Genomic DNA, 13,515 nt, shown 5'->3' on the forward strand with positions numbered 1-13,515 from the left:
GGGGTGAACTCGTGCTGCAGGGGCATCCGGATGACGGCGGTCGAGGCGGGCCCGGTCAGCGGGCCCGTCCGTTCCAGCCGCCCCGGCTGCCGCTCCCGCCCGGACCGGTGGGCCTCGTCGACTCTTTCCCCGTCGATCGCGCCGACTCCCCCCGCGCCGACGCGTCCGGGCCTGCGCAGCCTCCCGGCGCCGCCGACCCGCGCGGACGCGCCGTCGACGGGGGTCTGCGTGCCGTTGACCCGTGTCGCCGGATGGGGTGACGTCCGGGCCCTGGAGGCGAGCAGCGTGGCCGCATGGGCCACGCTGGCGAGGGTCATGTGGTGGTGCCAGCCCCGGAAGGACCGGCCCTCGAAGTCGCGGATGCCCACCGCCTCGCACACCTCGTCGAAGTCGAGTGCCACCCGGTCCGTCAGCTTCGCCAGCAGGAACAGCTGGGCCAGCGGCATGTCCTGGATGTTGGTGGTCCAGAACTCGGACGGCAGCGGATTCGCCGCCCCGGCCCAGGCCCCGAAGAGCACCAGCGGCTGGGCCGAGGCGGCCGTCCGGTCCTCGCCCGGCGTCGCGTACACGGCCGCCGCCGCGAGGGGCGTGACGGCGCCGTCGGCCCGGCCGTGCCTCGGCCACTCGACCAGACGCCGCTGTGAACGCAGCGAGTCGATCAGCTCGCGTGCGGACGTCGTGTACAGGGCGGGCTTGTGGCTTCCCGGGGTGGCCAGCGCGACGGGCAGCGACCCGTCGACCTTCAGCACGAAGGGGATGCCGTACAGCATGAACGTCTCCATCGTCTGCGGCAGGTCCGCGTTGGAGACCTCCATGACGACCGGACGCCGCTGCAACTGCCAGGCCTCCGCCATGCGCAGCACCGTGTGGACGGCGTCCTGCGCCGGTGTCCGCGACCGCGCGGTGTCCGGGATGCCGGCCCTGCGCCGGCGCAGCAGCTCCGACGTCCAGGGACCCGGCAGGGTCAGGCTCCACTCGACGGGGAAGCCGGCCTCGCTGGAGGCGAGCCAGACTCCGGTGGCCTGCTGGCAGTTGGCCATGCGGCCGAGCTGGGGAACGAACTGCCGGCCCACGCCGACCGACCGGTCCCCGGCCTTCTCGATGATCACGGGCTGGACCACCCAGGCCAGGGGCCGCTGCACGCTGCGTTCGAGGTGCTGGGCCAGCGAGCGGCGCACCGGCGTCCAATCCCAGGGGGACTTGCTGATGAACTGCTGCAGACTCTGCTCGACCGAACCCGCGTCCACGCCGGCGATATTCCGGATCGTTTTTTTACCCGCCGTTGACACAAGGCCGTTCAGATAGACCCGGGCCCACCTTCTCTGATCCCGCCTGGGTAATGATTCGAAGAACAGGGAAATCATCTCGTCCAGGAGCGCGGAGAGTTCTCTGGTCGAGTTTATCCGGAGCGTATCGCTCGGCATGTACGCCTCCCCCGCTAACGGCTTGATTGGTTACCCTACTTGACCAAATGCCACGGCTGTAGGCCGCTGCATATACTTCATGAGGTCACCCGTATCGTCCGGTTTTCACCCATCTCGTAAGAGGTTCATAACTGAACTACTTACGGAGGCCGGAAACGGCCCGGGGTCGCCGTGCGATCTTTCCGGGCGCGGCCGACCAGCGGTGATGCGGGTGCGGGTCGGATATGCGCGGCCCGGGAACTGCCCGGGATCTCGCGGGAATCGGTGCCCTGCCGCCGGGCGCACCGGCGCGTGCGGCGGGAAGCGGAACGGCCGCATCGCGTCAACGCGTCCGAAGACGTTCGGCGATGGCCGGAAAGGCGTCGTTGACGGAATCAGCGCGCGGTGGTCACGCGTTCCTCCGCTTCCTCTTCCGTCTCGTCTTCGCCGTCGTTGACCAGCGGGATGGGGATCTGGTTCGCCGCGTAGTACAGGGCGATGAGGCCATGGGCCGCCAGGGTCAGCGGGGCGGAGAAGAAGGAGAGCGCGAGAGCGCAGGGGTAGGCGATGCAGCCGAGGCCGAAGCGCAGCCGGGTGGCGCGCGCGCCGTCCCTGTCGACGTGGTCGTGGAAGAGGTGGCCGACGTGGGTGATGTACCACCAGAAGCCCAGGAACGCGGCGGCGTACACGACGGTGAGGGAGCTGTACAGGATCGCCGCGACCTTCGCCGACTCGGGATCCCTCAGGTGGTCGGCGAGGACGGCGGTGGTCCAGGGAATCACCGACACCACCATCAACACCATGAGATTCAGAAAGAGAAGAGGCCGGCTCACTCTTTTCAGATGGCCGAAAATCGTGTGGTGATTGACCCACATGACGCCGATGACGAGAAAGCTCACCACGTAGGCGGCGTAATGCGGCCATTGCTCGGCAAGTCCGTGCCAGAGGTGCGACCCTTCATCCTCGGGAACCTTGATCTCCAGGATGAGAATGGTGATGACGATGGCGAAAACACCGTCGCTGAACGCCTCGACCCGCCCGGTTTCCTTTTCCACGCCTTCCCCCTGGGTTTCTCGTGGAGTCGCCGACATGCACGGAGAGGCCCGCCGAAGCCTCCCCGTGCACGGTACCGGAGACGGTTGACTCTGTTGCCGGATCCGGGCAGGTGCCGAATCCGGTGGATCAGCTTCCGAATCCGGCCGTCTGCCGCCAGATACGGCCGTCCTTCACGACCAGCGTGCCGAACGCGTGCTCCGGCTCGCCGTTCAGATTCATGATCGCGCGGTAGAAGATGGTGTCGTCGGTCTCGACGTACTCCTGGAGTTCCACCAGGGCCGGCTTCAGCGTGAGATATCCGGTGAAGGTCTCCCGCACCGCCTCGATGCCCTCCGAGACACCCTCGAAGCGGAGCAGCACCGCGTCGTCGGTGTAGTTCTTCATGACCGCGTCGATGTCGAGCGCGGCCAGCGCCTCCATCTGGCGCTGGAAGACCGGGTGCAGCGTGGAGAGGTCGTATGTGGACATGGCTGACTCCTGTTCGGTGGTGGGCTGTTCACTCTTCAGGACGTGCACAGGCGACACCGTCGGTGGTGCCGCCCAGCGGAAGCCGGACGATCATGCGGGTGTCGCCCGGCACGGAGCGTGTGGTGATCGAGCCGCGATGGCGCTGGGTCACGATCCGGTAGCTGAGGTGCAGGCCGAGACCGGTCCCCTTGCCCACGTCCTTCGTGGTGTAGAAGGGCTCGAAGATGCGGGGCAGCGCCTTGGCCGGGATGCCGTGGCCGGTGTCCGCGACCTCGACCACCAGGCAACCGCCCTCGGCATGGGCGCGCAGTGTGAGCGTGCCCGCGCCGTCCATGGCGTCGACGGCGTTGTCGACGAGGTTCGTCCAGACCTGGTTGAGCTCGCTGGGGTAGCCCCTCAGCGGCGGCAGGCCCGGGGCGTACTCGCGGACGATCTGCACCCGGCCCAGCTTGGACCGCAGCATGGTGAGGGTGTTGTCGATGCCCTCGGTGACCGGGAACAGCTGCTCGGGGGCCCGGTCGAGGTTGGCGTAGTCGCGGGTGGCCGCGACGAGCTGGGAGATCCGGGGTCCGGCCGCGCGCAGTTCCGCGGTGAGCGCGCGGGTCTCCAGGACGGCCGCCAGATGGTCCAGGGCGGCCGGCAGGGCCTTTTCCCCGACCGCCGCCAGACGTTCGCCCAGCCAGTCGAGGTCCAGGCCCAGGTCGGCGATGCCCGCCGCGAGCGCGTCGGGGCGCCGGCGCCCGCCCGGTCGGCCCAGTCGCCGATCTCGTCCTCGGTGTCGGCCTGGTCGAGCGGGTCGATGCCGGTGGGCGGCGGCACGTCGTCCAGGTCGGCGATCAGGCGGTCGAAGGCGGCGCGTTCCCCGGGGTCCGCCGCGGCGCCCCAGTCCTGTGCGCCGGCGGTGAGGCGTTCGACGGCGGTGCCGAGTTCCTGGGCGGCGCGGGCCACCGCCGCCGCGGGGTTGTTGAGCTCATGGGCGAGCCCCGCGGCCAGTGTGCCCAGCGCCTCCACGGTCGCGCGGTTGCGCGCCTGCACCTCGGAGGACTTGATGCGCCACGCGAGCACCGGCAGCAGCACGGCGGCGACGCCCTGGCAGCGGGCGACCATCTCGAAGAACACCGCCTTGGGGTAGGCCAGCACGGTGGTCGCGCCGCTCGCGGCGACGGTCGCCACGTACCCGCCCTCGGTGAGCAGCGGCAGCTCCCCGGTGAAGCGGTGCGCGGCGGAGGGCTTGTCGTCGTGCTGCTCGGCCGGGTCGTCGTGGGTGGAGTGACGGGTCAGGACCTCCTCGCGGCCGTCGACGACCTTGGTGACGACGAGGCCGCCGTCCAGGAGGACGTAGAAGTGGGTCGCCTCGTCGCCGTCGTGGAAGAGGACCTCGCCGTCCTTGTACGCGGTGGGGTGCGACACCGAGGTGAGCCAGTCCAGCTGGTCCTCGGTGAGACCGGCGAAGATCTCCAGGGAGCGCAGGGCCGCGCGCAGTTTTCCACTCCGTGCGGATGCCGTCATGGTGTCCTCCGTTCCGGCGCGGGAGACGGCGCGCCGTCCGCCGGCGCGTCCCCCGCGGCGCCGTGCGCCGTGCGCCGCGCCAGCAGCACCGCACCCGTCAGCGCGAGCGCGCACAGGGCGGCCACGGCGGCCATGAAGCCGACGGAGGTGGCGCGCAGCCCGTAGGCGTTGCTCAGCATCCCGGCGAGCACGGCGGGCACGCTCATCGCGAGATAGCCGAACACATAGACGACGGCGGTGAGTTCGCCGCGCCCCTGCGGGGCCGCGAGCGCCATGAGCGCGCGGATGGCGCCGAGGAAGGCCGCGCCCCAGCCGCTGCCCAGCGCGGCCGTGGCGACGAGGAACAAGGCCGCCGAGCCGGCGCCGAGGGAGAGCAGCACCAGACCGAGGCCCGTGATCATCGCGATGAGCCCGAACACCGCCGTGGGCAGGGGACGCGCCCTGCCGAGCAGCAGCTGCGTGACGGTGGCCGCCCACGCGAGCAGACCGACCGTCGCCCCGCCCACCAGGTAGTTGGTGCTCCCCAGCAGGAGCAGGACGAGCTTCGGGCCGAGCGAGAGGTAGAAGCCGCCGACGGACCACACGGCGACGACGGTGAGCACCAGGACCAGGAACCGGCGTCGCACGGCGGCCGGGACGCGGACCCGGTGCGGTGCGAAGCGCGTCGGCCCGCCGGCCCCGGGCGCGGTCTCGGGCAGCCACGGCAGACAGGCCAGGGCGGCGGCGAAGGCACCGGTCAGCACGAGGAAGGTGAGGGACAGGGGAGCGGGCGCGTACTCCACCAGCAGTCCGGCGCCCAGCGCGCCGAGGCCGATGCCGACGGGCGGCCCCACGCTGTTGACCAGGGCCCCGAGCGCGGGCCGGGAGGCCGGGGCGAGTTCGAGCAGCGCGGCGCCCGTCGCGCCGGTGGCGAGCCCCACCCCGAGGCCCTGGACCACGCGGGCGACCAGCAGCCAGGCCAGGCCCTGGGCGCCCGCGAACAGCACCATGGACACGATCACGAGGACCAGCGACACCATGAGGACGGGCCGGCGCCCCAGGGTGTCGGAGAGCGCCCCGAAGAGCAGCAGCGCGATCAGCACGGTGACGGCGTAGACGCCGTACACCACCGTGATCGTGCCGGCGGACAGACGCCACTTCTCCTGGTAGAGGACGTAGAGCGCGGAGGGCGCGGAGGACGAGAACATCAGCAGCACCAGCACGGTGCCGACCAGCAGGAAACCGGCGCGGCCCGCGGACCGTACGGCTTCCCGGCCGGGTGCGCGGGCGGCGGTTCGAGGCGGTGAGGTCACCGTGGGAACTCCTCGGTACGCGGGGCCAGCCAGAGACCCGCCAGCGGTGGCACGACCACTCGGGCGTGCGCGGGCAGACCCCGGCTGGGGACGGGTACGGCACGCACGGTGCCGAGGTTGCCAGCACCACTGCCGCCGTAGCAGCGGGCGTCGGTGTTGAGGACTTCGCTCCATGCGCCGGCGCGCGGCAGGGCCAGGGTGAAGCCCTCGTGCACGACCGGGCTGAAGTTGAACACCCCCACGAACGGGGTGCCGTCGTCGTCGTAGCGGATGCAGGACAGGACGTTGCGCGGGGCGTCGTCCGGGTCGATCCAGCGGAATCCGCCCGGGTCGCCGTCGCGCCGCCACAGTGCGGGGTGGGCGCGGTAACCGGTGTTCAGGTCGCGGACCAGCCGCAGCATGCCGCGGTGCAGCACGCCCTCGGGGTGGGCGTCGCCGAGGACGTCCCAGGCGAGCCCGGCATCGTGCCACCATTCATCCGGCTGGGCGAACTCCTGCCCCATGAACAGCAGTTGCTTGCCGGGGTGGGTCCACATGAAGGCGAGATACGCCCGTAGCTGCGCGAACTTCCGCCACCGGTCGGCGCCGTGCATCTTGGTGAGCAGACTGCCCTTGAGGTGGACGACCTCGTCGTGGCTGAGCGCGAGGACGTAGTTCTCGGCGTAGGCGTACATCATCGCGAACGTCATGCGGTGGTGGTGGTACTGCCGGTCGACCGGGTCCTCGGCGAGATAGGCGAGGGTGTCGTGCATCCAGCCCATGTTCCACTTCAGGTCGAACCCGAGACCGCCGTCCGCGGTGGGCCGGGTGACGCCCTCCCACGCGGTGGACTCCTCGGCGACGGTCACCGCTCCCGGCACGCACGTGTGCACCGTGTCGTTGAGTTCGCGCAGGAACGCGATCGCGTCGAGGTTCTCCCGGCCGCCGTGCGCGTTGGGCGTCCAGTCGCCGGGGCCCCGCGAGTAGTCGAGGTAGAGCATGGAGGCGACGGCGTCCACGCGCAGCCCGTCGAGGTGGAACTCCTGCAGCCAGTACAGGGCGTTGGCGATGAGGAAGCCGCGGACCTCCGGGCGTCCGTAGTCGAATTCGAGCGTGCCCCAGTCGGGATGCTCGGCACGGCGCGGGTCGGGGTGTTCGTACAGCGGGCCGCCGTCGAAGCGGGCCAGCGCCCACGCGTCCTTCGGGAAGTGCGCGGGCACCCAGTCGAGGAGGACGCCGATGCCGGCCCGGTGCAGCGCGTCGACGAGACACCTGAAGTCGTCGGGGGAGCCGAGCCGTGCCGTCGGCGCGTAGTACGAGGTGATCTGGTAGCCCCAGGAGCCCCCGAAGGGGTGCTCGGCGACGGGCAGCAGCTCGACGTGCGTGAACCCCAGGTCCCGGACGTAGCCGGGGAGTTCCTCGGCGAGCCGCCGGTAGCCGAGGCCCTGCCGCCAGGAACCGGCGTGCATCTCGTACACGGCCATCGGCCGGCGATGGGCGGCTTCCCCGCGCCGCCGAAGCCACTCCCGGTCGCCCCATTCGTACGACGGGGTGTGCACCAGCGAGGCGGTCCCGGGCGGCGGCTGCGCGGCCCGCGCGAAGGGGTCGGCCTTGCGCCGGGTGTGCCCGTCGGCGCCGTCGACCTCGTACTGGTACGGGCACCCGTCCGGCACCGCGGGCACATGCAGCTCCCATACGCCGCTGTCCCCGACCCGGCGCATCGCGTGGGCGGCGCCGTGCCACCGGTTGAACGGGCCCACCACGCGCACCCCCCGGGCGTTCGGCGCCCACACCGCGAAGGTGACGCCGTCGCCCCTGCGGTGGGCGCCGAGCACCTGCCACAGCCGGCGGTGGCGGCCCTCGGCCAGCAGGTGCAGGTCCAGTTCGCCGACGAGGGGAGCGGGACGCGGGGGCGGGCCGGACACCGCGCGGCCCCCGTGCGCGGGGGTGTCCGGCACGGCCGTCGTCATCGGGCCACCGCCATCCCCGGCAGGCCCGGCCGCCCGGGGGAGGCCGCCCGGCGGATCGTCAGGATCCGCGCCACCCGGGCGCGCGGGTCGAGCCGGACCTCGTTGACGCGACCCCAGCGGTACCGTCCGCCGCCGAGGGCGTCGTGGACCATGAACGTCTCCGCGGGGCGCAGCCCCAGCGCCTCGGTGTCCAGGGTGATGCGGGCCCGCTGGGCGTGGTGCGGGTCGAGGGTGAGGACGACCAGCACGGTGTCCTCGCCGTCCGCGGTGACGACCCGCTTCGAGAAGCAGATCACCTGGTCGTTGTCGGTGGTGTGGAAGCGGAGGTTGCGCAGCCGGCGCAGCGCCGGGTGGCGGCGGCGCAGCCGGTTGAGCCGGGTGACCAGCGGTGCGATGCTGCGTCCCGCCGCTTCGGCGGCGGCGTGGTCACGGGGCCGGTACTGGTACTTCTCCGAGTCCTTGTACTCCTCGCTGCCGGGCGCCGCCGGTTCCGCCTCCAGAAGTTCGAATCCGGAGTAGACGCCCCACGTGGGGGAGGCCGTCGCGGCCAGCACGGCGCGGATCTCGAAGGCGGCGCGGCCGCCGGTGACCAGGTGGCCCGGGAGGATGTCGGGCGTGTTGACGAAGAGGTTCGGCCGCAGGTAGTCGGCGGCGGGACTGCCGTCGAGCCCGGCAAGTTCGCCCAGATAGCCCTCGACCTCCCCCTTCGTGGTGCGCCAGGTGAAGTAGGTGTACGACTGGTGGAAGCCGATCCGCGCGAGGCTGTGCAGCAGGGGCGGCCGGGTGAACGCCTCGGACAGGAAGAGCACGTCGGGGTCGGCGGCCCGGACGTCGGCGAGCAGCCGTTCCCAGAAGAACAGCGGCTTCGTGTGCGGGTTGTCGACGCGGAAGATGCGCACGCCCTGGTCCATCCAGTGCCGCAGCACCCGCAGGCACTCCCGGTGGATGCCCTCGGGGTCGGTCTCGAAGCTGATCGGGTAGATGTCCTGGTACTGCTTGGGCGGGTTCTCGGCGAAGGCGATGCTGCCGTCCGGACGGTGCGCGAACCACTCGGGGTGCTCCGTCGTCCAGGGGTGGTCGGGCGAGCACTGGAGCGCGAAGTCGAGGGCGATCTCGAGACCGAGGGCGCGTGCCCTGGCGACGAAGGCGCGGAAGTCGGCGAGGGTGCCCAGGCCGGGGTGGACGGCGTCGTGCCCGCCGTCGGACGAGCCGATCGCCCAGGGCGAGCCGGGATCGTGGGGTCCGGCGGTCAGCGTGTTGCCGGGGCCCTTGCGATGGGTGGTGCCGATGGGGTGGATCGGCGGCAGGTACACCACGTCGAAGCCCATGGCGGCGATCGCGTCCAGCCGCTCGGCCGCCGTGCGGAACGTGCCCGACCGCATCACCCCGTCGACGACGCGGGCACCCTCCGAGCGGGGGAAGAACTCGTACCAGGAACCGAACAGGGCCCGCTCCCGGTCGACCTGGAGCCGCAGGGCGGGGCCGCGTGTGAGGTGGTCCCGCAACGGGTGCCGGGCGAGGGCGCCGGCGGCCCAGGGACTCGTCGCCTCGGCCAGCCGCTCGGCGGCCGGGCGCGAGGAGTCCCGCAGGATGTCCGCGAGCTTGAGGTAGACGTCCCAGCGGTCGTCGCCCGGGTCGAACCCCCGGCGCCGCCCACGAGCCGCCCCCCGCCCGGACGGGACCCCGGCCGCACGCCCCGGCCCGCCGGTGGGGGCGGGACCGGTGGCCGGGCCGGGCGGCGCGGGCGTGTCGGGCGTGCCGCTGATCGCGACGGCGCGCTGCGGTCCGGGCGCGACGGCGCGCTGCGGTTCGGGCGTGGTGGCGCGCTGCGGTTCGGAGGCCGTGGTGGGTTGCGGTTCGGAGGCCGTGGTGGGTTGCGGTCCGGGCGCGGTGGTGGGGGCGCGGCCGGGCGGCACCGGCGTGCCCGGGGGCGCGTCGCTCGCGGCCGCTTCGGCGGGGCCGCTCGCGCGGCCGTGCGGCGGGGCGGTGGCGTCCTGCCGTGGGGTGCGTGCCCGCCGACCGGTGACGGAGCCGTCCGGCGGGAGCGCCGCCGCTGCCCGTTCCAGCAGCAACGCGCCCTCCAGCAGGGTGACTTCGGGCTCCACACCCGCCTCCACCTTGGCGCGGGCCGCGCGCAGCCACGTCGCCAGCGGGTCCGTCCATGCCTCGACCCGGTAGGTCCAGACGCCCTCGGCCTCCGGGGTGACGCTCGCGGTGAAGCGGTCGGTGCCGCGCACCGCCTCCGCCATGGGGGCCCGGTGCACCCGGCGACCCTTCCCGCGGGGGCCCGGTCCGCTCAGCACGACCTCGGCGGCGAGGATGTCGTGTCCCTCCTTGAACACGGTCGCCGCGACCTCGACGGTCTCCCCGGCCACCGCTCTGGCGGCCCGGGTACCCCCCTCCACCTGCGGGCGTATATCGGTGACCGCGATCCGGCCGATGCCGGACCGTGCGGACGGCTTCCGGGACGTGCCGGATGCGTGGCTCACCACTGTCGTGCCCCCCGTTCGTCTCGCCGCGGTGATCGGTACGTGGTGGCCCCGGTGGACCGGGCCGGACCGGCCGGTCCACCGGGGCGGGTGCCGGGATCAGCCGGCGGTCGCCCCGGCCAGGGCGCGCGCCGTGAGCACCCCGGCCAGGTGGCCCAGGTACTCGGCCGAGGCGCCCCGGCCGGGGACGAAGAGGTCCCCCGGCTGGGCGCGGAACGCGGCCAGCACCTCGTCGGTGCGGGCGGTGCCGCCCGTCAGCGACTCCTCGACCCCCGTCAGGCGCATGGCGCGCGCCGTGGCGCCGGTGACCGCGATCCGCAGGCCGGCCGCGGTGCCGTCGCGGCCCCGGGTCACCCGTACCGCCACCGCGCACAGCGGATAGCGGGAGGCGCGGTCGGTGGCCCGCTCGAAGACCTCGGCCTCGTCGGGCCCCTTCGGAGGCAGCTCGACGGAGGTGAGGAGGGTGTCCTCGGGCAGGCCCTGCCGCGCGTAGTCGCCGGCCGTCAGGGTGCGCTGTCCGCCGTGCCGGGCGACGTGCAGCGTCGCCTCGGCGGCGAGCACGGCGACGGGCAGGTCGGTGGCGCTCCCGGTCGCGGCGAGATTGCCGCCGAGGGTGCCGAGGTTGCGTACCTGCGGGTCGCCCCCCGCACGGGCCGCCGCGGCGAGGGCGGGCGCATGAGCGCGGACGAGCGGGTCCGCGGCGAGCTCCGCGAGCGTCGTGAGGGCGCCGACGGCGAGCCCTCCCCCGGCGGTACGGCGGATGCCGCGCAGGGCGGCGATGCCGCGGATGTCCACGAGCCGGGCCGCGGTGCCCTCGCCCGTCTTCAGATCGACCAGGAGGGACTGCCCGCCCGCCAGGGCGCGGCTGCCCGGCGCCGCGAGCAGGGCCGTGGCCTCCCCGAGTGTCGTGGGCCTGACGTAGTCGAAGTCGGTGAGGATCACTGGGCTGCTCCTGACGTCCCGTTCAGCGCGCGCCACACCTTCTCCGGCGTGATCGGCATGTCGATGTGCCGTACGCCCAGGTCGGACAGCGCGTCGACGACGGCGTTGGCGACCGCGGCCGCCGGCGGCACGGTGGCGATCTCGCCCGCGCCCTTGGCGCCGAGCGGATTGTGCGGGCTGGGTGTGACGGTCCTGCCGAGCCGGAAGAACGGCACGTCGGCGGCGCGCGGCAGGGCGTACGTACGGAGGTCCTTGGTGAGCAGGCGGCCGTCCTCGGCGTACTCGGCGGCCTCCATCAGGACCTGGCCGAGACCGTGGACGATGCTGCCCTCGATCTGGCCCTGCACGATCTTCGGGTTGCCGATGTTGCCCGCGTCGTCGACGGCCGTGTAGCTCACCACCGCGGTCTCACCGGTGAGTTCGTCGACCTCGACCACCGCGACGTGCGTGCCGAACGGGTAGTTGAAGTCCGGCGGGTCGAAGTGGGTCGTCTCGTCGAGGGCCGGCTCGATCCCGGGCGGCAGGTTCCAGCCGTACCACAGGGCCATGGCCAGGTCGGAGAACGACTTCCCGTTCTCCTCGTCGCCCTCGACGAACACCTTGCCGTCGGCGTAGACGACCTTGTCCTCGGAGACCTGGAACATCGCCGCCGCGGCCCTGCGCATCTTGTCCTTGATCTTCTGCGCGGTGAGCACGATCGCGGGTCCGGCCATGCTGTAGGAGCGGCTGCCGTAGGTGCCCTGGCCGTAGGGCGCCTTGAGCGTGTCGCCCTCCAGGACCTGCACGGTGGCCGGGTCGATCCCGAACTGGTCGGCGGTGACCTGTGCGAAGACCGTCCGGTGGCTCTGGCCGGTGGAGGCGGAGCCGACCGTGACGGTGACCTCGCCGGTCGGGTGGACCCGGATGTTGGCGCTCTCCCAGGTGCCGCCGAGCATGCCCTCCTGCGACATACGGGTCGAGGGGCCCACGCCGCAGACGGCGACATAGGTGGCGATGCCGACGCCGAGCCGCTTGCCGCGCCGGCGCGCCTCGGCCCGGCGCGTGTCGAGGTCGTCGTATCCGGCGAGCCGGAGTGCCTTGTCGAAGTTCTCGGGGTAGTTCCCCGAGTCGTAGGTCCAGCCGAGGCCGTTGTCGTACGGGAACCTGTCGGCCGGCACCAGGTTCCTGCGGCGCACCGCGGCCGGGTCCATACCGATCTCTCGGGCGTACCGGTCGACCAGCCGCTCCATGAGGAACGCCGCCTCGGCGCGGCCGCTGCCCCGCTGGGCGCCGAGCGGCACGGTGTTGGTGAACGCCGCGTACACCTCGCAGAACGCGGCGCCGATCTCGTACATACCGGTGATGCTGCGGCCCATCAGCGCGGTGGCGACGCCCGGGCCGATGGTCGACGGGTAGGCGCCCAGATTGGCGTAGCTGGTGCAGCGGACGGCGGTGATACGGCCGTCGCGGGTGCCGGCGATGACGGCGTGCTGGCGGTGGTCGCGGCCCTGAACGGTGGAGTTCATCAGCCCGGTGCGGGTGTCCACCCACCTCACCGGGCGCCGAAGCGCCTTGGACAGCAGCAGCACGAGCGGCATGTCGGGGTAGAGGTACCCCTTGGTGCCGAAGCTGCCGCCGACCGTCGGGGCGATGACGCGGAGCTTGGTGAAGGGGATGCCGAGGACCAGCGCGGCCAGCAGGAAGCGGTGGTTGTGCGGGCCCTGCGTGGAGGCGTAGAGCGTGTACTCGCCGGTGGCGGCGTCGTAGTGGCCGACGGCGCCGCGGGGCTCCAGTGGGCTGTTGATGGTGCGCTGGTTGACCAGGTCGAGCTCCACGACGACCTCGGCCTCGGCGATGGCGCGGTCGGTGCGCTCCTTGTCGCCGCACGTCCAGTACGCGTTGAGGTTCTTCGGTACGGCCTCGTGCAGTTGCGGGGCGCCGTCCTCGAGGGCGTGGTCGGCGCGGGTGACCACGGGCAGCGGCTCGTAGTCGACGACGATGGCCGCGGCCGCCGCGGCCGCCTGCTTCGGGGTCTCGGCCACCACGACGGCGATCGGGTCGCCCACGTGCCGCACGACGTCGCCGGACAGCACCGGGCGGGCGCCCGGCAGGCCGTACGGGTGCGGCGGGAAGTGGCTCTCGACGCCGCCGGGTATCCAGATGCACGGCAGCGGCATGACGTCGGGGAAGTCGGCGGCGGTGGCGACCTTCAGGACACCGGGCATGGCCTCGGCCGCCGCGGTGTCGATGCCCCTGATGCGGGCGTGCGCCTGGTCGCTGCCGAGGATGGTCATGTGCGCCATGCCGGGCAGCCGCACGTCCCCGATGAAGGCGGCCTCGCCGCGCAGCAGCTGCCCGTCCTCGCGGATGTCGAGCGGTGTACCGAGGAGGCCACCGGTGACGGAACGTTCCTCCGCTGTGGTCATGA

At 72.5% G+C, this 13,515-nt stretch carries 9 protein-coding genes and 1 pseudogene; all 10 read right to left on the minus strand.

Features of this window, described 5'->3' with window-relative positions; all coding sequences use genetic code 11:
• Positions 1-248: 248 nt before the first annotated feature.
• Positions 249-1,424 (minus strand): annotated as a pseudogene (locus ACZ79I_RS25895) (IS701 family transposase); the annotation flags it as partial.
• 374 nt (positions 1,425-1,798) lie between these two features.
• Positions 1,799-2,458 carry a TMEM175 family protein gene (locus tag ACZ79I_RS25900; protein WP_471499863.1) on the minus strand — a complete coding sequence of 220 codons (660 nt, stop codon included), beginning with the start codon at positions 2,456-2,458 and terminating at the stop codon, positions 1,799-1,801.
• Positions 2,459-2,585: 127 nt separating this feature from the next.
• Entirely contained in the window at positions 2,586-2,927 is a 342-nt protein-coding gene (locus ACZ79I_RS25905) for a nuclear transport factor 2 family protein (protein WP_471499864.1), read from the minus strand.
• Between the two features lie 28 nt (positions 2,928-2,955).
• Positions 2,956-3,390, minus strand: a complete 435-nt coding sequence (locus tag ACZ79I_RS25910; RefSeq protein ID WP_471499865.1) for a sensor histidine kinase — start codon at positions 3,388-3,390, stop codon at positions 2,956-2,958.
• A complete protein-coding gene (locus ACZ79I_RS25915; protein WP_471499866.1) occupies positions 3,324-4,436 on the minus strand; it encodes a Crp/Fnr family transcriptional regulator in 1,113 nt (370 codons plus the stop codon). The genes ACZ79I_RS25910 and ACZ79I_RS25915 overlap by 67 nt, the downstream gene beginning before the upstream one ends.
• On the minus strand, positions 4,433-5,728 hold the full coding sequence (locus ACZ79I_RS25920) for an MFS transporter (RefSeq protein ID WP_471499867.1): 1,296 nt from the start codon (positions 5,726-5,728) through the stop codon (positions 4,433-4,435). Before ACZ79I_RS25920 ends, ACZ79I_RS25915 begins: the two co-directional genes overlap by 4 nt.
• Positions 5,725-7,677, minus strand: coding sequence for a 1,4-alpha-glucan branching protein GlgB (gene glgB / locus ACZ79I_RS25925; RefSeq protein WP_471499868.1), 1,953 nt, complete (start codon positions 7,675-7,677; stop codon positions 5,725-5,727). The genes ACZ79I_RS25920 and glgB overlap by 4 nt, the downstream gene beginning before the upstream one ends.
• Positions 7,674-10,166 (minus strand): alpha-1,4-glucan--maltose-1-phosphate maltosyltransferase, encoded by a 2,493-nt coding sequence (locus ACZ79I_RS25930; protein ID WP_471499869.1) that lies wholly within the window; start codon positions 10,164-10,166, stop codon positions 7,674-7,676. The genes glgB and ACZ79I_RS25930 overlap by 4 nt, the downstream gene beginning before the upstream one ends.
• Positions 10,167-10,265: 99 nt before the next feature.
• Positions 10,266-11,108 (minus strand): FAD binding domain-containing protein, encoded by an 843-nt coding sequence (locus tag ACZ79I_RS25935; RefSeq protein WP_471499870.1) that lies wholly within the window; start codon positions 11,106-11,108, stop codon positions 10,266-10,268.
• Entirely contained in the window at positions 11,105-13,513 is a 2,409-nt protein-coding gene (locus ACZ79I_RS25940) for a xanthine dehydrogenase family protein molybdopterin-binding subunit (RefSeq protein ID WP_471499872.1), read from the minus strand. The genes ACZ79I_RS25935 and ACZ79I_RS25940 overlap by 4 nt, the downstream gene beginning before the upstream one ends.
• Positions 13,514-13,515 lie beyond the last annotated feature (2 nt).

This window comes from Streptomyces sp. PSU-S4-23 (assembly GCF_055632315.1).